This window comes from Ruegeria lacuscaerulensis (assembly GCF_013034685.1).
Lineage (GTDB): Bacteria > Pseudomonadota > Alphaproteobacteria > Rhodobacterales > Rhodobacteraceae > Ruegeria > Ruegeria lacuscaerulensis_B.
The window spans coordinates 648097-671973 of sequence record NZ_WQGO01000003.1 but is presented as its reverse complement, the minus strand read 5'-3'; the positions used below and the strand labels follow the sequence as shown (position 1 = coordinate 671973).

23 protein-coding genes are annotated in these 23877 nt (G+C 57.9%); 11 read left to right on the top strand and 12 right to left on the bottom strand.

The features are described from left to right. The first annotated feature begins 1 nt into the window (after nucleotide 1). From GOV80_RS10950 to GOV80_RS10915, 8 genes are all read left to right on the top strand, one after another. Nucleotides 2-907 (top strand): DMT family transporter, encoded by a 906-nt coding sequence (locus tag GOV80_RS10950; protein WP_170784634.1) that lies wholly within the window; start codon nucleotides 2-4, stop codon nucleotides 905-907. A gap of 124 nt (nucleotides 908-1031) precedes the next feature. After that, nucleotides 1032-2180, top strand: coding sequence for an OmpP1/FadL family transporter (locus GOV80_RS10945; RefSeq protein ID WP_170784632.1), 1149 nt, complete (start codon nucleotides 1032-1034; stop codon nucleotides 2178-2180). 98 nt (nucleotides 2181-2278) lie between these two features. Then, nucleotides 2279-3175, top strand: a complete 897-nt coding sequence (locus GOV80_RS10940; protein WP_170784630.1) for a DMT family transporter — start codon at nucleotides 2279-2281, stop codon at nucleotides 3173-3175. Between the two features lie 49 nt (nucleotides 3176-3224). Then, nucleotides 3225-4097, top strand: a complete 873-nt coding sequence (locus GOV80_RS10935) for an ATPase (RefSeq protein ID WP_170769579.1) — start codon at nucleotides 3225-3227, stop codon at nucleotides 4095-4097. A gap of 39 nt (nucleotides 4098-4136) precedes the next feature. Beyond that, nucleotides 4137-5054 (top strand): homoserine O-acetyltransferase MetA, encoded by a 918-nt coding sequence (gene metA, locus GOV80_RS10930; protein WP_170769578.1) that lies wholly within the window; start codon nucleotides 4137-4139, stop codon nucleotides 5052-5054. After that, nucleotides 5044-5997: an alpha/beta fold hydrolase gene (locus GOV80_RS10925; RefSeq protein WP_237215757.1), complete on the top strand. Its 954-nt coding sequence runs from the start codon at nucleotides 5044-5046 to the stop codon at nucleotides 5995-5997. The genes metA and GOV80_RS10925 overlap by 11 nt, the downstream gene beginning before the upstream one ends. A gap of 49 nt (nucleotides 5998-6046) precedes the next feature. Further along, nucleotides 6047-6916, top strand: a complete 870-nt coding sequence (gene ppk2 / locus GOV80_RS10920; RefSeq protein WP_170769576.1) for a polyphosphate kinase 2 — start codon at nucleotides 6047-6049, stop codon at nucleotides 6914-6916. A gap of 95 nt (nucleotides 6917-7011) precedes the next feature. Beyond that, entirely contained in the window at nucleotides 7012-7626 is a 615-nt protein-coding gene (locus tag GOV80_RS10915) for a TetR/AcrR family transcriptional regulator (RefSeq protein WP_170769575.1), read from the top strand. Here GOV80_RS10915 and GOV80_RS10910 read toward each other — a convergent pair whose 3' ends face one another. The 3 genes from GOV80_RS10910 to GOV80_RS10900 form a co-directional block, all read right to left on the bottom strand. Continuing rightward, a complete protein-coding gene (locus tag GOV80_RS10910) occupies nucleotides 7627-8685 on the bottom strand; it encodes an adenylate/guanylate cyclase domain-containing protein (protein WP_170784626.1) in 1059 nt (352 codons plus the stop codon). It lies immediately after the preceding gene. Beyond that, entirely contained in the window at nucleotides 8682-9050 is a 369-nt protein-coding gene (locus tag GOV80_RS10905; protein ID WP_170769573.1) for a group I truncated hemoglobin, read from the bottom strand. Before GOV80_RS10905 ends, GOV80_RS10910 begins: the two co-directional genes overlap by 4 nt. A 123-nt stretch (nucleotides 9051-9173) precedes the next feature. Beyond that, entirely contained in the window at nucleotides 9174-10016 is an 843-nt protein-coding gene (locus tag GOV80_RS10900; RefSeq protein ID WP_170784624.1) for a glycosyltransferase family 25 protein, read from the bottom strand. A gap of 140 nt (nucleotides 10017-10156) precedes the next feature. Here GOV80_RS10900 and speB point away from each other — a divergent pair, with 140 nt between their 5' ends. After that, nucleotides 10157-11131 (top strand): agmatinase, encoded by a 975-nt coding sequence (gene speB, locus GOV80_RS10895; RefSeq protein WP_170784622.1) that lies wholly within the window; start codon nucleotides 10157-10159, stop codon nucleotides 11129-11131. A gap of 21 nt (nucleotides 11132-11152) precedes the next feature. Here speB and GOV80_RS10890 read toward each other — a convergent pair whose 3' ends face one another. The 8 genes from GOV80_RS10890 to GOV80_RS10855 all read right to left on the bottom strand — a co-directional run bounded on the left by GOV80_RS10890 (nucleotide 11153) and on the right by GOV80_RS10855 (nucleotide 20406). After that, nucleotides 11153-12370, bottom strand: a complete 1218-nt coding sequence (locus tag GOV80_RS10890) for an aminopeptidase P family protein (protein ID WP_170784620.1) — start codon at nucleotides 12368-12370, stop codon at nucleotides 11153-11155. Nucleotides 12371-12532: 162 nt separating this feature from the next. Continuing rightward, nucleotides 12533-13744, bottom strand: a complete 1212-nt coding sequence (locus GOV80_RS10885) for an ABC transporter permease (RefSeq protein WP_170784618.1) — start codon at nucleotides 13742-13744, stop codon at nucleotides 12533-12535. Nucleotides 13745-13749: 5 nt separating this feature from the next. Then, the gene (locus tag GOV80_RS10880; protein WP_170769568.1) at nucleotides 13750-15021 is read right to left on the bottom strand and encodes an ABC transporter permease; all 1272 of its coding nucleotides are present in this window, start codon (nucleotides 15019-15021) and stop codon (nucleotides 13750-13752) included. Nucleotides 15022-15089: 68 nt separating this feature from the next. After that, the gene (locus GOV80_RS10875) at nucleotides 15090-16178 is read right to left on the bottom strand and encodes an extracellular solute-binding protein (RefSeq protein ID WP_170769567.1); all 1089 of its coding nucleotides are present in this window, start codon (nucleotides 16176-16178) and stop codon (nucleotides 15090-15092) included. A gap of 98 nt (nucleotides 16179-16276) precedes the next feature. Beyond that, nucleotides 16277-17368, bottom strand: a complete 1092-nt coding sequence (locus GOV80_RS10870) for an ABC transporter ATP-binding protein (RefSeq protein WP_170784616.1) — start codon at nucleotides 17366-17368, stop codon at nucleotides 16277-16279. Nucleotides 17369-17516: 148 nt separating this feature from the next. Then, nucleotides 17517-18224 (bottom strand): maleate cis-trans isomerase family protein, encoded by a 708-nt coding sequence (locus GOV80_RS10865; RefSeq protein ID WP_170784614.1) that lies wholly within the window; start codon nucleotides 18222-18224, stop codon nucleotides 17517-17519. Further along, nucleotides 18221-19366 carry a M24 family metallopeptidase gene (locus GOV80_RS10860; protein ID WP_170784611.1) on the bottom strand — a complete coding sequence of 382 codons (1146 nt, stop codon included), beginning with the start codon at nucleotides 19364-19366 and terminating at the stop codon, nucleotides 18221-18223. The genes GOV80_RS10865 and GOV80_RS10860 overlap by 4 nt, the downstream gene beginning before the upstream one ends. Beyond that, complete coding sequence (locus GOV80_RS10855) at nucleotides 19363-20406, bottom strand: pyridoxal-phosphate dependent enzyme (RefSeq protein ID WP_336510151.1); 1044 nt, start codon at nucleotides 20404-20406, stop codon at nucleotides 19363-19365. The genes GOV80_RS10860 and GOV80_RS10855 overlap by 4 nt, the downstream gene beginning before the upstream one ends. An 86-nt stretch (nucleotides 20407-20492) precedes the next feature. Between GOV80_RS10855 and GOV80_RS10850 the strand changes: the two genes are divergently transcribed. Both GOV80_RS10850 and argE read left to right on the top strand, forming a co-directional pair. Further along, nucleotides 20493-21677 carry a M24 family metallopeptidase gene (locus GOV80_RS10850; protein WP_170784607.1) on the top strand — a complete coding sequence of 395 codons (1185 nt, stop codon included), beginning with the start codon at nucleotides 20493-20495 and terminating at the stop codon, nucleotides 21675-21677. Beyond that, nucleotides 21635-22831 (top strand): acetylornithine deacetylase, encoded by a 1197-nt coding sequence (gene argE, locus GOV80_RS10845; protein ID WP_419555629.1) that lies wholly within the window; start codon nucleotides 21635-21637, stop codon nucleotides 22829-22831. Before GOV80_RS10850 ends, argE begins: the two co-directional genes overlap by 43 nt. Here the strand turns inward: argE and GOV80_RS10840 are convergent. Continuing rightward, entirely contained in the window at nucleotides 22828-23694 is an 867-nt protein-coding gene (locus GOV80_RS10840) for an urea carboxylase-associated family protein (RefSeq protein WP_170784605.1), read from the bottom strand. The two genes, argE and GOV80_RS10840, sit on opposite strands and share 4 nt — an antisense overlap. Nucleotides 23695-23877 lie beyond the last annotated feature (183 nt).

Sequence of the window (23877 nt, the reverse complement as noted above, 5' to 3'; positions counted from 1 at the left end):
CATGGACAGTTCCAGACCGCAAATCGGCAAGGCCGCGCTCTGGATGCTGGGGGCGATTGCGTCGTTTTCCTCGATGGCCGTGGCCGGGCGCGAACTCAGCGTCACGCATGATACATTCGAGATCATGTTCTACCGCAGCATTGTGGGCATCTGCGTGGTAAGCCTTGTTCTCACAGTGACAGGCAAATGGCATCAGATTTCGGTGCATCGTCTGGGGCTGCACAGTCTGCGTAACGTGATGCACTTTACCGGACAGAACCTTTGGTTCTACGCGGTGTCGGTCGTGCCTCTGGCGCAGGTTTTTGCACTTGAGTTTACTCAGCCCATCTGGGTGATCCTGCTGTCACCGCTTCTATTGGGCGAGCGTTTGACCACTATACGCATCCTGTCGGCGCTGATCGGGTTTGCTGGTATCCTGATCGTGGCACGCCCTGGCGCGGTGCCGTTAAGTGCAGGAGTGATCGCCGCAGCTCTCTCTGCCATCTTTTTCGCACTGACGACGATTTCAACGAAGAAACTCACTAAATTCGCCAGTATCGGCTGCATCATGTTCTGGCTGACGGTCATTCAAACCGGGCTGGGTTTTGCCGCCTCAGTCGTTGACGGTCAGATGGATCTGCCGACCTTATCGACCGCCCCGTTCTTATTGTTGGTGGGGTTCGCAGGGCTTTTGGCGCATTTCTGCATTACCAACGCGCTGGCGATCGCGCCCGCTACAGTTGTTGTTCCTTTTGACTTCGCCAGGCTCCCCACAATTGCCATTGTGGGGGTGATTCTTTACCACGAACCGCTGGATCACTGGACGCTGCTAGGTGCCGTTGTGATCTTTTCAGGTATCTTTCTGAACGTTCGGGCAGAGAATCGTAACAGTTTGGCAACAGATTTCCCTAACACTCGTCACAAGTAACGCACGGTCACTAGTTGACGCTAAAATGACCCCTGAGTGAATATCGAGCATCCAAGCAACCACACTGCGCGCACTCACACACGATCCCCGCGCAGATGTCAGGAGAGTATTAGGGAGGAATTCTATGAAAAAGGCGCTTCTGCAGGCGTGCGCTTTGTGCGTTGGTGCGACCGGCGTTCACGCTGCGGGTCTGGACCGCAGCGGTCAGGGCATCAACTTGATCTTCGAAGAAGGCTCGGTAGTTCAGGCACGTCTTGGCTACGCTGACCCCGATATCAGTGGCTCACAGTTTGCACCCGGGCTGGGGGACGTCGACTCCGGAGACATCGCCGAGGACTTTTTCTCACCGGGATTGGGTTACAAACGGGCAATCAACGAAACATTGGATTTTGCCCTGATCTATGATCAACCTTTCGGTGCGGACGTTAGCTACCCTGCAAATTATCCCCTATCACTGAATCCAACAGTTCTTGCGGGTTTGGGCGGGCGAACCGACGTATTAAGAGCCGACGCAGATTTTGACGCTATCACTGCACTGCTGCGTTACAAGTTCAGCGGAGGCTTTAGTGCCATCGGCGGCGTCCGCGCTCAGCGCGTCGAAGCCAATGTCGCAGTTCCGGCTGTCCTAGGCTATGAAGTCGACTTCAGCGACGAAATTGACTTTGGCTACGTGGTCGGCGTGGCGTGGGAACGCCCTGAAATCGCGGCACGTGTGTCGCTGGTTTACAGTTCGAAAATCACCCACGATGTATCGTCTACTGAATCGTTCAACGCACTGGCTCCCGGCGCACCTTTGATAACCCAGGACACCGAAACCGAGATCGTCTCGCCTCAGTCTGTCAACTTGGACTTCCAGACCGGAGTTGCGCCCAAGACTCTGGTGTTCGGTTCGATTCGTTGGGTCGACTGGCCGCAGTCTGACGTTTCACCGCCGGTCTTTACCGGCCTACCGCCCAACAGCGATCCACTTGTAAGCTTCGCGGATGACACCTTCACCTACGCTCTGGGTGTCGGCTACCAGTTCTCCGAAGACTTCTCGGGCGCCCTGTCCTTCGGTTATGAGAAGGACACAGGCTCCGAAGTGTCGAACCTCGGCCCAACCAATGGCTTCTGGAGCGTTGGCGTAGGTGGCACCTACTCGATTGAGAAAGCTCAGATCTCGGGCGGCATTCGCTATACAGACATCGGCGACGCCACCACCACCACTGGTGGTGAATTCAGCGGCAACTCGGCTTGGAGTGCCGGTCTGCAGCTGACTTACGCGCTGGACTGATCCATTCAGTGATTACTTGAAAGGCTCTGCCTGATCGGCGGGGCCTTTTTCGCATCTTTCGGGTCGCCTTGGATCATCGCAGCGTGCGAAATACCGGCATGATGGATCAAAAACACCTTTCAGGCCGTGCATGGGCTGAACTTTTACTGTTGGGCGTAATCTGGGGCGCGTCCTTCGTGTCGATTCGTATTGCATTGGATACGGTACCGGTCATGACCTCGGTGTTGCACCGGGTTTTCTGGGCGATGTTAGCTTTATGGCTGGTCGTTTGGATCAAGGGGTCGAAAATCCCGACAAACCGCCGCGTTTGGGGAGCCTTTCTGGTTATGGGCCTTTTGAACAATGCGATCCCGTTCTCTCTCATGGCGTGGGCTCAGTTGCATATCGAAACGGGGCTGACCTCGATTCTGAACGCAGCGACTGCAATTTTCGGCGTACTGGTCGCTGCGGTGTTCTTTCGGGACGAACGCTTGACGCTGACCCGCGCGGTTGGGGTTGGGTTGGGCTTTACCGGGGTGACGATCGCCATCGGTTGGCAGAATTTAATCACCTTCGACCTGCGCAATCTGGCGCAGTTGGCCATCGTCGCAGGCACCCTGTCCTATGCCCTCGCCGGAGCATGGGCTCGCGCGACCCTCGCCGATCTTTCGCCAATCGTTGCCGCTGCGGGGATGCTGACGGGATCAACGATGATGATATTGCCGCTCTCCCTAATGACAGACGGGATGCCGTCATTTGCCCTGCCCGCCGAAACGTGGCTGGCAATCGCCTACTACGCGCTCATCGCCACCGCCGGTGCATACCTGCTGTACTACCGCGTTCTCGCCATGGCGGGTGCCGGAAATCTGATGCTGGTCACGCTTGTCATTCCACCTGTAGCGATCCTTTTAGGCAGCCTGTTGCGGGATGAAGCCCTGCCGCCACAAGCCTATTTGGGCTTTGCGGTTCTGGCGGCCGGGCTCTTGACCCTTAACCGCTCGGCCAGACGTGATTGACGCCGCCGCTGCCCCGAATTAGCAAGGTTGGAAAAAGGGATAGCGGTCGATGATCTACAACTCGGCAAAAGACTGGCAGGGCGCGGCACGGAAGAAAGTGCTTTTCTTCGGCATGTCGGGGCTGGGCAAAACCTATGTGTCGAATGTGTTGCGGGATTCGGGCGACTGGTTCCACTACTCGATCGATTACCGCATTGGTACCCGCTATATGGGCGAATACATCACCGACAACGCCAAGGCCGAAGCGATGAAGGTCCCGTTCCTGCGTGATCTTCTTCTAACGGATTCGATCTATATCGGCTCGAATATCTCGTTCGAAAACCTGACCCCCGTCGCCGCCTATCTCGGCAAACCCGGCAACCCGGCATTGGGCGGATTGGAGCTGTCGGAATACCGCCGCAGGCAGGAACAGTTCCGCCTGGCCGAGATCCACGCCCTGCTGGACACCGAATACTTTATCGACCGCGCGCAGCGCCTTTACCAATATCCGCATTTTATCTGCGATACTGGCGGCTCTATCTGTGAATGGGTCGACCCAAATGATCCGCGCGATCAGGTTCTGTCGGAACTGTCGCGCCAGACCCTGATGATCTGGCTCAAGGGGGACGAAGACCACACTGCCGAGCTGATCCGCCGTTTCGACAAGGCCCCCAAACCGATGTCCTACCAGCCCGAATTCCTGACGCGGGTCTGGGAGGAGTATCTGATCGAACAAGGCTGCACCGCCGCCGAGGTCGACCCAGACGCCTTTGTCCGCTGGACCTATGCCCGCGCGTTGGCCCATCGCCAACCGCGTTATCAGGCCATGGCCGAAAACTGGGGCGTGGCAGTAACCGCAAACGACATGCACAATGTGCGTGACGCCGCGGATTTCGATGAGTTGATCGAACGCACCCTTGAGACCCGCGCCAACCGCGCTTAATTACCGCCTCTGTACTGAAACACCAAAGGCTTGCACCTGATGCCTATCAAGATCCCCGCTGACCTGCCCGCATTTGACGTACTCTCGCAAGAGGGCGTCATGGTCATGGCCGAGGATCAGGCTATGCGTCAGGACATCCGTCCATTGCGGATCGGGTTGCTGAATCTGATGCCCAAGAAGATTCAGACCGAAAACCAGTTCGCCCGCCTGATCGGCGCGACGCCGCTACAAATCGACCTTTCGCTGATCCGCATGACGGAACATCGCACAAAGAACACCGCAGCCGCCCACATGGCCGAGTTCTATCGCCCGTTCCAGGAGGTCAAGGACCAGAAGTTTGACGGGCTCATCATCACCGGCGCGCCGATCGAACATCTGGAATTCGATGACGTCACCTATTGGGAGGAGATCAGCGAGGTCTTCGACTGGACCCAGACCAACGTGCACTCGACCTTCGGCGTGTGCTGGGGTGGGATGGCGATGATCAATCACTTCCACGGCGTTCGCAAACATATGCTGGACGCGAAGGCATTCGGCTGTTTCCGACAACGCAATCTCGTGCCCTCTTCGCCGTTTTTGCGTGGGTTTTCGGACGAATGCGTGATCCCTGTCAGCCGCTGGACCGAGATGAAACAACCCGAGATCGACGGCGCCGCAGGCTTGACGACTCTTTTGGGCAGCGACGAGGTCGGCCCCTGTCTGGTTGAGGACCCCGAACATCGGGCGATCTATATCTTCAATCATTTCGAATATGACAGCGACACGCTGAAACAAGAATATGATCGCGATATCGCCAATGGCACGCCAATCAATGTGCCGATGAATTATTACCCTGATGACGACCCGAGCCAGCCGCCGCAGAACAGATGGCGCAGCCATGCGCACCTGCTCTATGGCAACTGGATTAATCAGATTTACCAAACCACACCGTTCGAGATGGATCAAATTGGCCGTTAAAACGCTTGTCACTCTGGGTCTGCTTGTTGCCGGGCTGACCATAACCACCACCTGGCGTGCAGCGCAGAATGAGGCGCGATCCGAAGCTGCCTTTCCACCCGAAGGTCAGATTGTTGACGTAGACGGCGTTTCTGTCCACGCGGTTGTCATGGGTGAAGGGCCGGACGTGGTGTTGATCCATGGCTCCAGCGGGAACACGCGCGACATGACCTTTGCGTTGGCCCCAATCCTGGCCGAGCATTTTCGTGTCATCGTCTTTGATCGCCCTGGCCTGGGGTACAGCTCCAGCTTTAACCCCGGTGGCGAAACTATTGTCGAGCAAGCGGAAATCTTGCAAGAAGCCGCCGCGCGCCTTGGGGCGGACAAGCCTATCGTCGCCGGACAAAGCTATGGCGGATCGGTGTCATTGGCCTGGGCTGTGACACGCCCCGAAAACATTTCGGCGCTAGTGTTGATCGCTCCGGCTGCCATTCCTTGGGAGACCCCATTAGACGGGTTCAACAGGATGGCAGCGACCCCAGCCGGAAACGCGCTGGCCCTTCCCCTGATCAGCGCCTTTATCCCCGAATGGTATGTCGAAAAGGCACTGGACCGTGTTTTCTCCCCACAAACCGCGCCCGAAGGTTATTCAGACCACTTCGGTCCCGGCCTGACCATCCGAAGCGCCTCGATGCATGCCAATGCAAAACAGCGCGCCAACCTGTTAGAAGAGGTTCGCGCACTGCAACCGCGCTATAAGGATATCGATGTCCCCACCGAGATCGTGCATGGCACCGCCGACACCACGGTCGGGTTGGGCTGGCATTCCCACCGGTTGATAGAACAGATCCCCGGCGCGGAACTGATCGAACTGCCGGGGATCGGCCATATGCCGCAGGTCGTCGCTGCACCCGAGGTGGCCGCTGCCATCGACCGCGCGGCCCAAAGGGCGGGTTTGCGTTAAGCCTTGCGCTAATCCATAGTAGGATATGGATTTTATCGAGAGGTAGCTAATGGCCCGATCCTCAAAAGGCTCCATTGAAAAATATTTTCGAAATGATGCGCCCAAAGACGTTCGCTCTGCGATCGAAAAGGCGGACAAGGACGATATTCTGAACTCCAGCTATCCTTACGAAGAACGGATGAAGCGTAAGGACTACGAAAAGCAGATGGAGGCATTGCAGATCGAACTGGTCAAGATGCAGTCTTGGGTCAAGGAAACCGAAAGCCGTATCGCAATCATCTTCGAAGGCCGAGATGCCGCAGGAAAAGGCGGCACAATCAAGCGCTTTCGCGAAAACCTTAATCCACGTGGGGCGCGCAATGTCGCGCTGAGCAAGCCTTCGGATCAAGAGCGCAGCCAATGGTATTTCCAGCGTTACATCCCGCACCTGCCCTCGGCCGGTGAGATCGTGTTCTTCGACCGCAGCTGGTACAATCGCGGTGTGGTCGAGAACGTGTTCGGTTTTTGCGAACCGGAAGAGCGCGAGCGGTTCTTTCGCCAAGTCCTGCCGCTTGAAACCGGTTTGGTCAATGACGGAATCCAGCTTTTCAAATTTTGGCTGAATGTTGGACGGGCCGAACAGCTTAATCGCTTTCTAGCGCGTGAAACCGACCCTCTGAAACAGTGGAAACTCAGCCCAATTGACGTTGCTGGGTTGAGTAAATGGGAGGAATATTCACAGTCCATAGCCGAGACGCTGACCCGCAGCCACTCGGATACCTGCCCGTGGACGATTGTCCGGTCCGACGACAAGAAACGCGCTCGACTTGCCGCAATCAGGACCGTGCTGCACGCAGTGGATTATGACGAAAAAGACGCGGATGCCATTGGCGCAAACGATCCGAAAATTTGCGGGGGCCCGGATATCTGGGATGCGTAGGCCGCCCCCGACGGATGATCGGTTGGACGTACCGACATCTCAGCATTATGTCATAAGATCAACGAGCCAAAACAAAAAAGGCGCTTAACACAGGCATGAGCAAACGCGGCTATCATCACGGAAATCTGAAACAGGCGCTGATCGAGGCGGCGCTATCGTTGATCGAGGCAAAAGGCCCAACCGGGTTTACCCTGTCCGAAGCTGCCAAGACCGCAGGCGTGACGCCTGCCGCCGTCTATCGCCACTATCAGGGCCGCGAGGACCTGATCGCCGAAGCCGCCCGTCAGGGGTTTGAGATGTTCGCGGATCTGATGCAGTTCGCCTATGACAAAGGCCAACCCTCGGCCCTTGCCGCGTTCGAAGCGACCGGACGCGCGTACTTGGCTTTCGCCCGCAAACATCCTGGCCACTATATCGCGATGTTCGAAAGCGGTATCTCGATCAACCGCACACCAGAATTGGCCCTTGCCGCCAACCGAGCAAAAGCGGTTTTGGAAAAGGCTGCATCCGATCTGTCACAGCATATTCCGCCCGAAAAGCGGCCTCCGGCATCCATGTTCAGCGCGCATATATGGGCCATGAGCCACGGTGTGGTGGAGCTGTTCGCCCGCAACACCGGAGCCAGTTCGCCTTTCCCGCCCGAGGATCTTCTGGAGTCCGGGATCGGTATCTATTTGCGGGGGCTGGGGCTTGTGCCGCAGGATGACTGATCAAAAAACGGTTTTGGGCTTCGGCATGCTCAAGCCAGACGTGACATTGATCAAGTCCATCTCACCCATGCCTTTGACGTCGACGCGACCGATATCGGAAACCTGAAACGCGTCGATCAGCGCATATTTCATCTCATCCGGCGCCACGATATGCATCGGGTTAGCAAAAACCTGAAGGCGCGAGGCCAGGTTCACCGCCGGGCCAAATACGTCATAGACGTATTTCTGTATACCAACTACCGACCCGACTGCGGGCCCCATACCCAACCCGACACGGGCCTGCCATTTGTGGGGGTGGCTTTCATTGCGCCGCTCCAGATACCGCAGGAACCGGACCGCACAATGCGCAACGGCGGTTGCGTGATCCGGGGTTGGATCGGGCATTCCTGATACCGCAAGATAAGCATCTCCGATGGTCTTGATCCGCTCACAGCCAAACTGTTCGACGATGCGATCAAAGGCGGTGAAAATGTCATTCAACTCGCTCAGGGTCACGGTCGGGTCCGTCTTGGCGGCAAAGTCCGTGAAGCCGACAAAGTCCAGCATCACGACCGAGACCTCATCATAAAGCTGCGGCGTCACCACGCCAAATGTCTTGAACTCTTCATACACCGCGCGCGGCATCAGGTTCAGCAGCAGACGTTCGACACGCTCTTTCTCGCGCTCTAACTCACGCGTGTTCCGCTCAACCATTGAGGAATAGCTGTCGATCATGCTTTCCAATTCGCGGATGCGGGTGATGTTCTGGCATTCGACCACGAGAAGCTGCTCGTCCAGCCCACTTGCCAAAGACACGGCGACCGCAAAAACCAACGTCCGGCGCTTGGGCTTGATCTGCAATTCCACGGAATAGCGCAGGCCCGATTGCTTGACGTCCTCCAATTCGTGCGCGTCCAGATCGGGGAACAGATCCAGCAGCGTTTGTCCTTTTTCAGGCGTCCCAAACCATTCTATGAACGGACCGTTCTGAAAAACGAAGCTCAGATCCGCGGCACGCACGACCGCAACACCAACGCCAATTGCCCGCAGCAACTGTTCGTTGATGGCCTGAATACTCATGCCGCCGAGCGCGCAACGATGATTGCGCGTTTGGATTCAATGGCTCCCAAGGCGATCTTGATATGCGCGTCTTCCATGCCGTGCTGGGCAAGAGCTTCGCCGAACAAATCGGCCATCTCGTCGAAATCTTCATGCGTGATGTTCAGATGCCGATGCACTGCCTCGATCCGGTCATCACTGAACGAGGCAGGTCCACCAACCAGAGAAGACACAAACTTGGTTTGGTGATCAATCAGACGCGGCATGTCGATATCTTCGAAATGACCGCCGATCTGATCAGAATCCAGCGCCATTTCATAGAAGGTCATCACGATCCGACTGATCGTTTTGAAGCCCCCATAGCGGTCGTAAATTGACTGACTCATCCCCCAGACCCTTGTCTAACCGTAAACAACACTGGAAGATTATATCAAACTGACAGTTTTGTTAACGCTTATACCTTTGGATTGCTAAACGCAGGGCTTCGAAAGGTTAAAATCCCGGCGCACCTAAACGCTCAGATCATCGGCACATGGGATGAAACCGACATATCCCCCTTGCTTCAAAAGCCGCGTTTGGCCCCCCATGCGCCAGCGCAACTTACGCCCGGCCGCCAGCAATTCACGTCGCAACCGGAACCATGTCGGCCCCTTGTCCAACCCGCTATTGGTTTTCTGATCCTGCGAGCGTTCGCTGACCTTCACCTCGTCAACAGTTTCTGCCTGCTGCTTAGACCAGATCACCTGCACACCGACAGCCGGAAAGCACTGAAACATCCGCCAATCCGTACGCGGGATCGAGACAAAATCGTCCAGATGGTCGGAATAGGCCGCGGACCATGCCAGCAACTTGCGACAGGCCGCATGCGACACCACATACGCCGCCGCGCTTGGTGCCATTTCCAGCATGGGGCGAACTTTCACCTGCCCCAAATCCCGCTCTGCCCCAAATCGCAAGGACCTGGGCGAATAGTCCAGCTTAACGAAATCATACTCGGTCGAATGGTTCAGTACATCCACAATGACGCGGCCCGCATCTGTGGACATCTCGACATCGTCCTCAAAGATCGCCACGGCGGTCAGGTTTTGGTCGACGGCGGCCTGCCAGACGGCCCGGTGGCTTTCGAAACAGGCGATCTCGCTTTGTTTTAAGCCCCAGCGGCTGCCTGAACCGGGAAGATAGCCGTTCTGGTTCAACGCTCCGGGTTGCTGCCCGTCAACCGCACTGAACCGGGTGGCACCTGATAGTCCAGCGTGATCGAACTGCGATTCCATAAAATCTCGACGGGCGGGGACGCGGTCCAGATTGATATAGAACACACCTGTTTCGGGTGGCAGTTCGTGCTGTCCCACGGCAATTCCTTTCAGACCTTTCGCTCAGATAGACACCCTTGGCGGGCGACATTCAACCCATCCACCCCTCAAAGAAACCTATCCTGCTTAAGACAAGGCTTCTAAGCTACAACGGACAAACAAGAAACGGGAATCGCGCTATGTCGTCTCATCGGTATGCAAGTGGCCGTCTGAACCTGCCATTCGTCGGTATTTCGACCTTTGGCAAATCGCCATATGTCGAGGATTGGGACCAGATCGACGCGGATGTGGCGATCATGGGCGCACCCTTCGATTTCGGCACACAATGGAGATCCGGCGCTCGGTTCGGGCCACGTGCGGTGCGTGAGGCGTCGACACTGTTCAGCTTTGGCCATGCCGGGGCGTATGATCACGAGGATGACGCAACCTATCTGGATAGCTCGGTCCGCATGGTCGATATCGGGGACGCCGATATCATCCACACCAAGACCGACGAAAGCCACGCCAATATCCAGTTCGGGGTCGAGAAAATCCTGAACGCCGGTGCCCTGCCCGTGACGATCGGCGGGGATCACTCAATCAACATCCCCTGCATAAACGCCTTTGCCGAGGATTGCGCCGAGAATGGTCCGATCCATGTGGTGCAAATCGACGCCCATCTTGATTTCGTTGACGAACGCCACGGCGTCACCGCTGGTCACGGCAACCCGATGCGGCGCGCGATTGAGAAAAACTATGTCTCGGGCATGACCCAGCTGGGCATCCGCAATGTGTCATCGACCGCGAAGGAAGGGTATGAGGACGCCCGCGCGCGGGGGTCGGATATCCTGTCGGTGCGACAGGTCCGCAAACTGGGAACCGAGGGCATCCTGGCCCGCATCCCCGAAGGCGCGCGGTATTATGTGACGATTGATATTGACGCTTTTTGCCCATCGATTGCGTCAGGCACCGGCACGCCCAGCCACGGGGGGTTTCTGTACTATGACGTGCTGGAGATCCTGCAGGGGTTGGCGCAGCGCGGAGATGTGGTCGGCATTGATCTGGTCGAGGTCGCGCCGAACTATGATCCCACCGAAAGCACGCAAATTCTAGCCGCGCAGGTGCTGCTGAATTTCATCGGCTTCATTTTCCACGAACGTGGAAAGAGGGGCTAAGCGCCCCTCTCGCCTATCCGGTCAGACAATCGTGTTATGCTCAGGCCCATAGGGGAACCCGGTGATATTCTCGGCCCCATCATCGCCGACAACCAGAATGTCATGCTCGCGATAGCCACCCGCACCGGGCTGGCCTTCGGGAATCCACAGCATCGGCTCAATTGACACGACCATGCCGGGTTCCAACACCGTATCGATATCTTCACGCAGTTCCAGCCCTGCTTCGCGGCCATAGTAATGGCTGAGGACTCCGAACGAATGGCCGTACCCAAACGAGCGATATTGCAGCAGCCCCTCATCTGCGAAGAACCGATTGATCTCGGCGGTGATGCCCGAGCAAGTCGCGCCGGGTTTGATCAGGCTCAGCCCCAGTTCATGCGCGGCCACGTTGGCCTTCCAGATTCGCAGGCTGTCCGCGTCGGGTTCGCCCAGAAACAGGGTGCGCTCCAACGCCGTGTAATAGCCCGAGATCATCGGGAAGGTGTTCAGCGACAGAATATCCCCCTTTTGCAACGCCCGTTTGGTCACCGGGTTATGCGCGCCGTCTGTGTTCAGGCCGGACTGAAACCAGACCCAGGTATCGCGGTATTCGGCATCCGGGTATGCGCGCGCAATCTCAGCCTCCATAGCGTCGCGCCCGGCCATGGCAATCTCGATCTCGGTCGCGCCTTCACGGATCGCGGCGTGAATGGCCGCACCACCCACATCTGCGGTGCGGGCACCGCCTTTGATCAGTTCGATCTCTTCCGTCGATTTCACCATGCGGGCGGCCATCGTATCAGCGGCCACATCCACCAGGTCCGGCTGACCCAGCATCGCCAGCGCTGTATCACGCGCGGCCAGCGTCATGTGATCGCCTTCGATCCCGATCCGTTTCGCGCCTCCGATCAGGCTGGCCACCGCGCGCCAGTAATTGTCGCGTTTCCAGTCGGTGTAGATCACGTTTTCCTCGACCGAGCGTCGCCACGGCTGGCCTGCGTCGATATTCGCCGACACCGTCGTACACGCGCCCTGCGTCACCACGCAGCCATAAGGACGGCCAAAGGCGCAATACAGAAAGCCCGAGTAATAGGCGATATTGTGCATCGAAGTCAGCAGCACCGCCGGAATATCCCGCGCAGCCATCATGGCACGCAGGCCCGACAGGCGGCGGTCATATTCGGCCTTGCTGAACGGCAACGGGGCCTTGTCGCCATTGTGGCTGGTGAAGAACTCGGGGCGGTTTGTCAGGTCTGTCATCATGCTCTCTCCTGCAATGCCGGACGAAAAGTGCCCGGCCACAAGTCCCGGCGTTCAGGACAAGCGGCCTCGGGAACCGAGAGCCATGCGCCCGCAGAGATGTCACGACGCCATCGTGACCGGGCTGCATATCGCAATGGCTAAATCACGCCGCGGGGCGCGTCAAGCGGGGGAAAGACCCCGCAGACGCTCGGACCGGCGGCGCAGTAATTCAACCGTGGTCAGCAAAGCGATTGAGATCACGACCAAGATCGTAGCCACCGCCAGAATGGTCGGGCTGATCTGTTCGCGTAGACCTGTGAACATCTGCCACGGCAGCGTTTTCTGGCTGGCCGAACCGACGAACAGCACCACGACCACCTCGTCAAACGAAGTGATAAAGGCGAACAAACCACCCGAGATTACACCCGGCAGGATCAACGGCATCTGGATCTTGAAGAAGGTCCGCACCGGCCCTGCCCCCATATTCGCAGAGGCCCGCGTCAGCGACTGGTCGAAACCCACCAGCGTCGCGGTCACGGTGATGATTACGAACGGGATACCCAGAACCGCATGTGCAAGGATCACTTTCACATAGCCAACAAAGTTCTTGTCCATGCCCAGCGTGCCCTCAAGGAAGCGCCCGATATCGCTGTAGAAAAAGAACATCCCGGTGGCCGAGATGATCAGCGGCACAATCATCGGCGAGATCAGGATCCCCATGATCGCCCGTTTCCCCGGAACGTGGCTCTGGCTCAGGCCGATGGCCGCCAGAGTCCCCAGCGAGACCGAGATGATCGTAGCAATCGGTGCAATGATCAGCGAGTTCTTGAAGCTGCGCTGCCATTCATTGTTGGTGAAGAAGTCGCGGTAGTGTTTCAGCGAATAGCCTTCGGGGTCCAACCGCAGCATCTCGGGCGTAAAGGTAAAGAAATCCTGCGCGTTGAACGACAGCGGCAGAACCACAAGGATCGGAGTGATCAGGAATACGAAGATCGCGCCGCAGATCACTCGGAACGCATAGTGCCAGAAAACCTGCTGGCCTGTCATATAGGGCAGCAGCTTTTGGCGGTAGCGCCCCTCGTAAAGCCAGAAGATGAAGAAGGCAAAGAACCAACCAGCCAGCAAACCAACGATCAGGCCGGTCACGCCAGCAAACAGCAAACCAAGCGCGCCCAGTCCGAGGATTGTGATCCAGCGGGCCATACGTTCATTGTCCAGAACGTTAACATAGACCCAGGCCAGCCCCGCCATAAGAGCCGCGCCGATCACAATGCCCAGCAAGACACTGCCCTGCCCGGCCCCGACGAACATGCCCAGGAACCCTCCGGCAATAGCCACTGCGGGCAGGACAACCGACATGGGTTTGCGGGATATAGGTGTAAGTGCTGCCATCGTCTTTATCCCAGCTTCACGTTGTCGATGCCCACAATCTTGTCATAGCACCAGTAGAGTAACAGAACGACCGCCAGCAGGATCGTGCCAAGCGCTGCCGCCAATCCCCAGTTCAGCGAGGATGAAATATGGTACGCAATCCGGTTCGAGATGAAGACACCCTTGGTCCCGCCAACGATTTCCGGCGTGATGTAGTAGCCGATGGCAAGGATGAACACGAGGATCGACCCCGCTCCGATGCCGGGAATGGATTGCGGGAAATAGATACGCCAGAAGGTCGTCCAGTTCGTCGCGCCCATGGATTTCGCGGCGCGGGTGTAGGATGGCGGAATGGTCTGCATGACCGAATACATCGGAAGGATCATGAACGGCAGCAGGATATGCGTCATCGCAATGATCGTGCCGAATTGGTTATTGATGATCACCAACCGAGCGTCATCGGCCACTAACCCAAGCCACACTAAAGTTTCGTTGATAACACCTTGCTGCTGCAACATAACCTTCCAAGCCGAAGTTCGCACCAGCAGTGACGTCCAGAATGGTAGTAATACTAGGATCATAAGCAGGTTCGACACGCGCATCGGCAGCGTCGCCAGCAAATACGACACAGGATAGGCCAGCAGGATACAGGATGCCGTGATTATCAGCGACATCATCAAAGTGCGCCCAAACAGCTTGATCAGAATTTGTTTGTCTTCAGGCTGCGCCTGCGCGCCTTCGGGCGTGCGGCGCATGTCGATGGCGTTCAGGAAATATCCGTTGGTGATCGGAACAGCGTGGGTCTTGATGGTACGCCAGGTTTCGATATCCCCCCAACCGTCGTGAATGTCGATCAGCTTGTCTTTGAACGGGCCATCGGTTTCCGGGTCCAGTTTTTTAATCTGACGACCCGAGCGACGGAACATCGAGGACATACCCGTCTGCTCATAGTTCAGGCGCGAACCAAGCCGGGTGTGTGTCTTCTCGTCAATGGCAACGACCATATCTTTGGTGAACGCGGCGTAAAGTGCTTCATCCGGTAGTTCGCCGCTTTCCGCATCCCAGTTTTTCAACTCGACCACGGTCAATGGCAGGGTCTCGGCCACAATGCCGTTTTCAACCGATCGGAACAGCATCGAAACGATCGGGATCACGAAAGAGAGCAGAACGAACAATAGCAGCGGTGCAATCAGGGCCAGCGCCCGCAACTTGCGGCGGCGCAATGATCGCGCCAGAGATTTCTTCAGCGGCGTACCATCTGCAGCCAGCATCGGACCGGATTGAGTTGCGTCAGTCATCTGCGTCCCTTGGTCTTTTTTGGTGGGTCGGGGCCAATTGCGGCCCCGACCGATGACTTAAAACAGGCTTATTGAGCCAACCATGCCTGGAATTTAGCGTCGATGTCGTCGCGGTAGTCTGCCCAGAACTCGTAGTTATACAGGAACGTGTTCTTGGCGTTTTCCGGGTCAGTCGGCATATGCGGCGCCATGTCGATACCCAGGTCGGCGTGCTGACCAACCAGCGGAGCCGACGAGGCACGGGCCGGACCATACGAGATGTACTTGGCCTGATCCGCCAGACGCTGCGTGTCGGTCGCAAACATGATGTAGTCCAGCGCACGCTGCGTGCGTTCTTCACTCAGACCTGCCGGAATGATCCAGCCGTCCAGATCGAACACCTGCGCGTCCCAAAGCATGGCGACGGGCTGTTTCTGCTCTTCGATCACGCTGAACAGACGACCGTTATAGGTCGAACCCATGATGACCTCACCATCGGCCAGAAGCTGCGGTGTGTCAGCACCGGCAGACCACCAGACGACGCTGTCTTTGATCGTGTCCAGCTTGGCCAGCGCCTGATCTTGGCCTTCAGCCGTCGCCAGAACATCATAGACATCGTCTTTGGCAACGCCGTCACAGATCAATGCCCATTCCATGTTGTTGATCGGACGCTTTTCCAACGAACGCTTGCCTGGATAAGCTTCCAGATCGAACACGGCGCATACATCGGTCGGCGGTGTGTCGCCCACCAGATCGGTGCGATAGCCAAATGTGGTCGAATACACGATCTGCGGGATAAAGCAGTCACTGACCAGCAGATCACCGAAGTCATCCGCCGCCGAAGTCCCGTCGGGCGCCGCGGCCAGATGCACGTCGGGGTCGATCTCCATCGCCAGACCTTCGTCGCACAGACGGATCGCGTCCGCAGCCACAACGTCGACCACATCCCAGGTAATGTTGCCCGCTTCATTCATGGCGCGCAGCTTGGCAACTGCTTCGGCGGAGCTGTCATCGTTCAGGATGGTGACGCCCGTTTTTTCCGAATAGGGCTCGTGATACGCCTTGAGCTGCGATTTGGAATAGGCGCCGCCCCAGGACACGATGGTCATCTCTTCGGCCATCGCGCCACCAGCAACGGCAGCAATAGCACTTGCCATCAGAGTGGTTTTAACTTTCATGATTAACTCCCTGTTATTCCCGTTGATTTTGCATTTCAGAACCGGATCACGGGGCAATCCGGCTGTTCTTTTCCCCGATGGTGCGGGGTCTTCATGCCTTAGGCGTCCAACGCCCGGCAGTCATGAGCCAGCCAGCCAATCTCGACTTCCTGGCCGGGTGACAGGCGAACCGCATCCGGTGCGTTCCGGGTTTTGATGATAAAGTCATCATTCCCCGCAACTGACAGGCGGAATCGGAACACGTCACCCATATAGATGAATTCCTTCACAGTGGCCTTCAACGTATGCGCATCCGCGTGCAAACGGTCCTTATTGAATTCCACCCGCTCGGGTCGGATCGAGACTTTGGTCCGCTCGCCCGCAGCGCTGACATTCACCGGCTTGGCGTCAATCTCTGATCCGTCATCCAGCGTCACGACGCAAGAGTCGCCGTCAATCGATTTAACAACGCCCTCCAATGTGTTGTTTTCACCAATGAATTGCGCCACAAAACTGTTTTCGGGTTCTTCATACAGAAGATCAGGTGGGGCAAGCTGCTGAATGCGCCCGTCATCAAACACGGCGACACGATCTGACATCGTCAACGCTTCGGTCTGGTCGTGGGTCACGTAAACCGTGGTAATACCCAGCTCATGCGCCAGACGCGTTATTTCGAATTGCATATGCTCGCGCAGCTGCTTGTCCAGCGCGCCCAGCGGTTCATCCATCAAAACCAACTCGGGCTCGAACACCAGCGCGCGCGCCAAGGCGATCCGCTGCTGCTGACCACCGGACAATTGCGCAGGGCGGCGGCTGCCAAAGGCCCCCATCTGCACCATATCCAGCGCCCGTTTGACTTTCTCTTCGCGCTCAGACTTGCCGATCTTGCGAACTTCCAGCGGGAAGGACAAATTCTCGGCCACAGTCATGTGCGGAAACAGTGCGTAGTTCTGGAACACCATCCCAATGCCCCGCTTATGCGGCGGGATATTGTTGATAGGACGCCCGTCCAACATGATTTCGCCATGTGTGGCCGTCTCGAACCCGGCGAGCATCATCAGACACGTGGTCTTGCCCGAGCCCGACGGGCCAAGCATCGTCAGAAACTCACCTTTTGGAAGTGAAAGGTTCAGATCCTTTACGACAAGGATCTCGCCGTCATAAGATTTCTGGACACGTTGAAACTCGACGAACGCTGCGTCATTTGACATTACCAACTTGGCTCCCCTGTCTGTCCTTGCTTGCCCGGTTTATCCGGATCTCAAAGACCTTTCGCGAACCATTTAAGGACAAGCAGGACAGGTCGCGCAACCAAAATATGTCAGCAGTATGTCAATGACGCCGCCAGCCGCCTGAAATTCAGGCTGAATTCAGGTGCCGCATATGCCACGCAAGGCTTTGATTGCTGGACAGAACAGGTTTTCCCAGCCGATTTTCGATCTCAGGTATCGCATCGAAAGTTCTTAGATTCGTACAGCTTAGGAACACAGCCTCAACTGCCGAATCAGCTCCCAACCGCACGGCGGCCTCGACCACGGACTCGCGTGAGATTCGGACGACCTTGCTTTCCTCGGCTTCTCCGAACGAGCCGAAAACACCCATCTCAATCCCGTTTTCAGCAAAGGCTTTGCGTAACGGTTCGTTCACTTCTTCGATATACGGGGACAACAGCGCAAACTTGGACACACCTCTGTCCGCAGCGCAAGCAGACGCCGCGCGCAGCGGATTCGTAACCCTCGCTGCAGCACAGGTTTTCTGCACCATTCTCTCAACGGCAGCCGAGCCAATCACGGAACTAGCCGAGGTGCACCCATAGCCAACCACTTTGTAGGGCCTCGCCTTCGGCAACAGATCCGCCGCTGCGGGCAATGCGGCCTCCATTTGCGACAGGGTGTCGGTTGTCACCTCGTGACCGCTGGGAATTCTGGACACGTAAATCGGCGCGCGACGGTCCGAGAAATAGGCGTTGAACTCGGGTTCGATCGTTTCATCCGTTTGCAGAACGATCAGACCCATCGGTGTGACCTGTGGATCGTCTGGTTCCAGTTCGTAAGGTAAGTAACTCATATCACAGGCAACTCCGGCCCAACGCGTGGACTGAGGAAGCGCGGCGCACCGTCATTGATGACGATGTTTTCCTCATGCACTAGGATTTTGCCGCCAACCGCAATGCCCGGTTCAAGCGTCAGTACCATGCCGGGTTCAAGCACCGTGTGATCAGACGGGATCAATGACGGCCATTCGGTCAGCGACATCCCCAGCCCGTGCCCCAGCCTTCCGGCCCCGGTATCGGCGTTGTGGCGGGACAGAACGTCATTCATAGCATGAAACAGGTCCGACGCAGTGGCCCCCGGGCGCGCGATTTGAAATGCGTTGTCCGAGGCGTCGATTAGCGCCGCATAGGCCCTGCGCACCGCGTCCGTGGGCGCGCCGACCGCCCAGTTGCGGTCGTAGTCGCAGAAATACCCATCCCACACCAAACCGGTATCCAGCATGAGAACATCGCCATCACTCATCTCGCTTTCCGGAGCGGGTGAAATGACGTCGATATAGCCACCCTGCTCGGCCCCGCCCGCAAGGTAAGGTACCCAGTCCGCGCCTTCCTCAAGGCACAGCATCTGAAACTGGCGAAAGACCTGATCAATCGAGACCCCGCGCCCGGCAATCTTGGGCACGCGCTGAAATGCGCGCCCGGCTATGGCACAGGCGGTTTCGATCTTGGATATCTCGGCTTCGGATTTAATCATGCGCAGGGTTCGCAGAATCCCAGCATCGCCCGAGACTTTCCGCGACCCCAATTGCGTCTGAAGCCGCAGCAAGTCCGCCATAGGCATCCGGACATGAGTTTCATGTCCATCCGGCACGCCGATTGTCGCGTCAGCCGGAGTGACCTCACTCAAAGTCTCGGCCAACAGGCTGACCCCGTCATCCGACAGGTCCGGCGCGCTCCAGCTACGGATATCTTCGACCCAGGTTTGGCCCATCAAAGCAGCCCCGATCGAGGGGATGACCGCGATAGGTTTCCCGCTGGCCGGGACGATCAGAAACCAAGGCCGCGTCGGGCTTTCCCAGAACCGGGTCAGGTAGCCGGTGAAATAACGAATCTCGGGCTCAGTGGTCAGCAGCAAGGCAGACAGGCCCGCTTCGGCCATCCTGTCTTGCGCGCGCGTCAGCCGCGCTTGAAACTCGGCGGAGTCAAACCCCCTCATTCCGCGACCTCGGACAAAAAACACAAGACCCGTGCGTCGGGACCGATACCCAGTTCGGCGCGAACGTGCGGGTTCATGACGGCGGCCACGCCTGCGCCGCCAGATGCCGTTGTGGCCACACCGGCCTCCGACATCGCGGGCAGGTGTTGCGCGACCTCATCATCCGTCAAAGTCAGGAACACATCGGCGTCCCGCGCCAATCCGTTCAAAGCAATCAGCGAAGGCTCTTTGCAATCCAATCGCCCCATGATGCTGTCCGGGCCGTCGGCAAAGACGCAAGCTCCGGCCTCGATACTGGCTTGCAGGGCGGGCGCGGCGTCGGGTTCGACGACGATGATCCGGGGCGCATCGCCCCAGACATGCCGGGCATAGGCCGCGACCGCCCCGGCCAAACCGCCAACACCGGCTTGCAGCATGATATGCGTCGGCACCTCGGGGCATTGACGCACGGCCTCGGCCGCCATTTGAAGATAGCCTTCCATCAGAGTGTGGGGCAGTTCAAAATACCCCTCCCAAGAGCTGTCGGACAGCAAAGTCCAGCCGTTATCCTGCGCGGCCTGACTAGCAGCTTGCATGCTGGCGGCATAGTCCACGCCGTGTCGCACGACCGTTGCGTTTTGCGCCCTCAGGCGGTCAGCAAAGCCTTCGGGCACGGTCTCGGCGATATAGACGACCGCATCCGCGCCGAATATCCGCGCCCCGGCGGCGACGCTCATCCCGTGGTTTCCGGCGCTGGCGGTGACATAGGTCCGGCCGCTAAGCGTTGTTTCGGCAGGCAAATCCGACACATCCGCAGCATGTCGTGCAATCACATAGGCCGCGCCAAGGGCCTTGAACGACCCAAGATTCATGCGTCCGCGCTCGTCCTTGATCCACAGATTCGCCACATCGGCCAGCCCCTTGGCATCGACCAAAGCGGTTTCCCCCGCCGCCGGACATTGCGCCAGAAGATCCGCTACACGAGCAGCATTTATAGAAGGGTACGGAGCAGAGCCGGCGAGTTTCTGCCCGCCGCGATGGGGATTGAGGGTGATCTTCACTGGGGTATCTTTCCTGAGTTGCCCATTGACGTGACTGCATTCGTCCCGTTCTGTCAACGGAAACTCCATCGCGATAGGAGCGCCTCATGCCCCATGCCAATCCGGCCTTCACCCGCGCCGAATACGATCGCAGGCTTGCCAAGACACGTACGGCCATGGCTGACGCCGGATTGGACGCGCTGTTCATACAGGACCCGTCAAACATTACGTGGCTGACCGGGTATGAGGGCTGGTCCTTTTACGTGCATCAGGGCGTCGTCGTCCTACACGATACTGATCCAATCTGGTGGGGCCGCAATCAGGACGCCAACGGCGCGCGGCGCACGGTCTGGATGAGCGATGACCGCATTCACAACTATGCGGATGGCTATGTTCAATCAACAGAGCGGCACCCGATGCAAGACCTCGCTCAGTTGCTGGTTGAGAGTGGCCTTGGGCAGGCGCGTATCGGGGTTGAGTTGGACAATTACTATTACTCGGCCAAGGCGCATCTGACATTGGCAGCCGAATTGCCTCAGGCCACGTTGGTCGATGGCAACGCTTTGGTGAACTGGCAGCGTGCCGTGAAATCCGGTGAAGAGATCGCCCTGATGCGCAAAGCTGCGCGGATTTCGGAACATGTGATTGATGGCGTGATTGAACGGATCGAACCCGGCTTGCGCAAGAACGAACTGGTGGCGCAGATTTACCATGATGCGATCTCGGGCGTGGGTGAGGATTGGGGGGACTTTGCCGCGATCGTGCCCCTGCTGCCTTCAGGGTCCGATGCCGCCGCGCCGCATCTGACATGGGACGGCGCGCCCTTTAAATCCGGCGAATGCACGTTTTTCGAACTGTCCGGCTGCTATCGCCGTTATCACGCGCCCTTCTGCCGGTCGGTCTTTCTGGGCCAGCCCCCAGACCACCTGCAACGGGCCGAAGCCGCGCTGGTGGAGGGACTTGAGGCAGGTTTGAATGCCGCCCGTGCGGGCAATAAGGCCCGCGACATCGCCCTTGCGCTGGCCGCTCCGCTGGAACGCGCCGGAATCGAGCGCGGTGCGCGCTGCGGCTATCCGGTGGGCCTCAGCTATCCGCCCGATTGGGGGGAACGCACCATATCGTTGCGCGCGGAAGACGAAACCGTGCTGGAACCCGGCATGACGTTCCACTTTATGCCGGGTCTTTGGATGGACGACTGGGGACTTGAGATCACTGAGACCATCCTGATCACCGAAACCGGACCCGCCGAATGTCTCTGCAACCGTCCAAGAAAGCTGTTCGTGAAACCATGACCCTTAAACGAACCAAAGACATTCTAGCCGATCTGATCGCGTTTGAGACGGTCTCGGCCGACAGCAATCTTGAGATTATCCGCTATCTGACCGACCGGCTTGAGGCTCTGGGTGCGCGCTGTATCGAAACGCGCGATGCGACGGGCAAGAAGGCCAACGTCTTTGCAACACTCGGGCCTGACATACCCGGAGGTATCCTGCTGTCTGGTCATACGGATGTGGTGCCGGTGGCCGATCAGGACTGGACCTCGGACCCGTTCGAAATGGTCGAGCGTGATGGCCGCCTGTATGGGCGCGGCTCCTGCGATATGAAAGGGTTCATCGCCGCGACTCTGGCCTTTGCCGAAGGGTTGGACGCCGGCAAACTGACCCAACCGCTGCATTTCGCCTTTACCTATGACGAGGAAACCGGGTGTCTGGGCGCGCAGAATCTGGTCAATGACCTGTCCCATCGTGGCATCGTGCCCGACATTGCCATCATCGGCGAACCGACCGAAATGCGGGTGATCGAAGGCCATAAGGGTTGCTTTGAATACACCACGCGCTTTACCGGGCTGGAAGGTCACAGCTCGGCCCCGGATGACGGCGTGAATGCCGCTGAATACGCCGCGCGTTATGTGGGCAAGTTGCTTGAACTGCGCCATATTTTGAAATCGCGCGCACCGGCGGGCAGCGCGTTTGAACCCCCATGGACCACGATCAATGTCGGGTTCTTCAATAGCGGCGTCGCGCATAATGTGATCGCCAGCAAGGCCGAGATCGGCTGGGAAATGCGCCCGGTTCAGGCCAGCGACGCCGATCTCGTTAACCAGACGCTCAGCGACTACATTAACTACACGCTACTACCCGAAATGCAGGCCGTTCACCCCGAAGCCAGCATCACGCAGGACGTCGTCGCCGAAGTTCAGGGGTTGGAGCCGATGGAGGACAACGCTGCCCGCAAATTGGTGGCCGAACTGACCGGCGCCAACGGCACAGGCACTGTAGCCTTCGCCACCGAGGCCGGTCTGTTCCAGCAGCTTGGCGTTCACGCCATCGTCTGTGGGCCGGGCTCAATCACCCAAGCGCACAAGGCCGACGAATATGTCGAGATCGAGCAGCTGGACCTGTGTTGCCGGATGCTGGACCGTCTGGGCCGCCGCCTGACCGCCTAGCCCGTGCCGTGCGTCCGATCATAGGCGGACCGCGCGGGCTGAACATGGGCCGCGCGGACATCCTCGCCGGGATCATAGACCTCCATCACCAGCGGATAGCAGGCGGCCACGTCTGACGAATGCTCGGATGAACAATCGCCGCCGGGACAGGCCGATAGACCCACGATCAGGTCAATCTCGGCGTAGAATTCCAGATAGTCGCCGGGGCGCACCGGGCTGGCCTTCATGAAATACTGCCCTGTGTCGCGGGTAAAGCCGGTACACATGAAGACATTCAGCACATCATGCACATGCATCTCGGCCTCGTGCAGCGGCAGGTCGCAATGATCGGCCAAGGCGCGGGTCAGGTTCGAATGGCAGCAATAGTGATAGTCGTCCCCCGACAGCAACCGTCCCGTATAAGGATCACAGCGCGTCCCGATCACGTCATGGACCGATCCTCCGTAGGCATCGAACCCATACCAGTCCAGCGTGTCTCCGACGATGGTCGCCATCGGGCGCATGTTGGGAAAGCTAGACCACATACGGTCGCCGGTGGACAAATGCGTACCGTGCAAAGCGCGGGTTTTACCCGAATAAAACCGCTCGGTCAGGTCATGTTTGTTCCACATGTTCAGATCGCCCACCTGTGGGCCATCCACCGAAAGCACGCGCAGAAAGGCCCCTGCGGGCACCTCGACACAAACTGCATCGCGCGGGGCCGCCGTCGCCTCGGCCGTTTTCTTCGCCCCCTGTCGAAGAGCATTCAGCCCGGCGATGTCGGGTTGCGGCAAACTATCCGGCGGGTAGCAGATGACCGGAGGCAGGCTCTGACGGACGACCGCATCTACCGGTGCTGTGAAATTCGGCGCCTTCAGTTTCATGCCTGCTCTCCCTGTGTTTCCACAGGTTTAGCGCATCATCAACAGCTGCGCTATCTGCACTTATGTTATGATTGCTGTCGAAGTAGGTCGGAGAGTTTGGCGAGGCCGCAAACAACCTTAGGCAACCTGAGTGTTACCCCCCACCATCGGTTCATCATTCAGATACTTGGGTCTGATTCAGAC

Coding starts and splice junctions, on each gene's coding strand:
- GOV80_RS10880 (WP_170769568.1), bottom strand. CDS start 15,021: ATGACTGACGCAACTCAATCCGGTCCGATGCTGGCTGCAGATGGTACG.
- GOV80_RS10860 (WP_170784611.1), bottom strand. CDS start 19,366: ATGAGGGGGTTTGACTCCGCCGAGTTTCAAGCGCGGCTGACGCGCGCG.
- GOV80_RS10840 (WP_170784605.1), bottom strand. CDS start 23,694: ATGAAACTGAAGGCGCCGAATTTCACAGCACCGGTAGATGCGGTCGTC.
- GOV80_RS10905 (WP_170769573.1), bottom strand. CDS start 9,050: ATGAGTCAGTCAATTTACGACCGCTATGGGGGCTTCAAAACGATCAGT.
- GOV80_RS10910 (WP_170784626.1), bottom strand. CDS start 8,685: ATGAGTATTCAGGCCATCAACGAACAGTTGCTGCGGGCAATTGGCGTT.
- ppk2 (WP_170769576.1), top strand. CDS start 6,047: ATGGCCCGATCCTCAAAAGGCTCCATTGAAAAATATTTTCGAAATGAT.
- GOV80_RS10935 (WP_170769579.1), top strand. CDS start 3,225: ATGATCTACAACTCGGCAAAAGACTGGCAGGGCGCGGCACGGAAGAAA.
- GOV80_RS10940 (WP_170784630.1), top strand. CDS start 2,279: ATGATGGATCAAAAACACCTTTCAGGCCGTGCATGGGCTGAACTTTTA.
- GOV80_RS10870 (WP_170784616.1), bottom strand. CDS start 17,368: ATGTCAAATGACGCAGCGTTCGTCGAGTTTCAACGTGTCCAGAAATCT.
- GOV80_RS10890 (WP_170784620.1), bottom strand. CDS start 12,370: ATGACAGACCTGACAAACCGCCCCGAGTTCTTCACCAGCCACAATGGC.
- GOV80_RS10945 (WP_170784632.1), top strand. CDS start 1,032: ATGAAAAAGGCGCTTCTGCAGGCGTGCGCTTTGTGCGTTGGTGCGACC.
- metA (WP_170769578.1), top strand. CDS start 4,137: ATGCCTATCAAGATCCCCGCTGACCTGCCCGCATTTGACGTACTCTCG.
- GOV80_RS10875 (WP_170769567.1), bottom strand. CDS start 16,178: ATGAAAGTTAAAACCACTCTGATGGCAAGTGCTATTGCTGCCGTTGCT.
- GOV80_RS10850 (WP_170784607.1), top strand. CDS start 20,493: ATGCCCCATGCCAATCCGGCCTTCACCCGCGCCGAATACGATCGCAGG.
- GOV80_RS10865 (WP_170784614.1), bottom strand. CDS start 18,224: ATGAGTTACTTACCTTACGAACTGGAACCAGACGATCCACAGGTCACA.
- GOV80_RS10915 (WP_170769575.1), top strand. CDS start 7,012: ATGAGCAAACGCGGCTATCATCACGGAAATCTGAAACAGGCGCTGATC.
- GOV80_RS10885 (WP_170784618.1), bottom strand. CDS start 13,744: ATGGCAGCACTTACACCTATATCCCGCAAACCCATGTCGGTTGTCCTG.
- speB (WP_170784622.1), top strand. CDS start 10,157: ATGTCGTCTCATCGGTATGCAAGTGGCCGTCTGAACCTGCCATTCGTC.
- GOV80_RS10950 (WP_170784634.1), top strand. CDS start 2: ATGGACAGTTCCAGACCGCAAATCGGCAAGGCCGCGCTCTGGATGCTG.
- argE (WP_419555629.1), top strand. CDS start 21,635: ATGTCTCTGCAACCGTCCAAGAAAGCTGTTCGTGAAACCATGACCCTT.